Source organism: Pseudomonas sp. P4_C3 (assembly GCF_056402075.1).
Map to the genome: position 1 here is coordinate 1 of NZ_JBFUIC010000798.1, position 562 is coordinate 562.

At 54.9% G+C, this 562-nt stretch carries 1 protein-coding gene and 1 pseudogene; both read right to left on the reverse strand.

Annotated elements, in window-relative coordinates; all coding sequences use genetic code 11:
* A pseudogene (locus AC1DVH_RS32515) lies at positions 1-247 on the reverse strand (DUF6311 domain-containing protein); the annotation flags it as partial.
* A gap of 84 nt (positions 248-331) precedes the next feature.
* A partial coding sequence (locus tag AC1DVH_RS32520) for a DUF6311 domain-containing protein (RefSeq protein ID WP_477757227.1) occupies positions 332-562 on the reverse strand: 231 nt, incomplete at its 5' end.

Here is a 562-nt window from a genome sequence, read left to right on the forward strand (position 1 = left end):
ACGGTTCGTTAAGCGACCATCCCTTGGCCAAAYAATCCACCGCCGGACTCTCTTTACTGAACACCACTCTCTCGCCTTGCTTGAGTTCCGGAATCAGCTTCAATGCATCCGGCGCCAATACGGGCGGACAATCGTTACAGCGCTTCCATCCCGGTGCCAACACATTCAAACCGTCAATTCTGGCGAGCACATCGATATCACTCTTCAATGTCTGGGCAGCCTGGAGCAAGGAGCGGTTATCCAGCACGTACAGGGTATCTTGCGCGTAACTTCCCGAATCCAGCATCCGAACCGACTGAGCCTGCGCCGCCTCGACGGCCAGCGAACTGACTCACCCAAGATAGACGGCATTTGTGGGTAGATGATGGGTATGCGCATAGTCGGCCAATGTCATCCACTGTTCCGATAAGTTCTGCGGGCGAATCCATCGCACGTACTGATAATGCTTTGCTGCTTGTTGCCAGAAAGGATCTGCCAGTGGCGTCTTCCACTCGGACGCCGGTGAAGTCATGAATAAACCGCGCGAGACTGTCCATCCCGATCGCGTATCCGCCACCTGAAT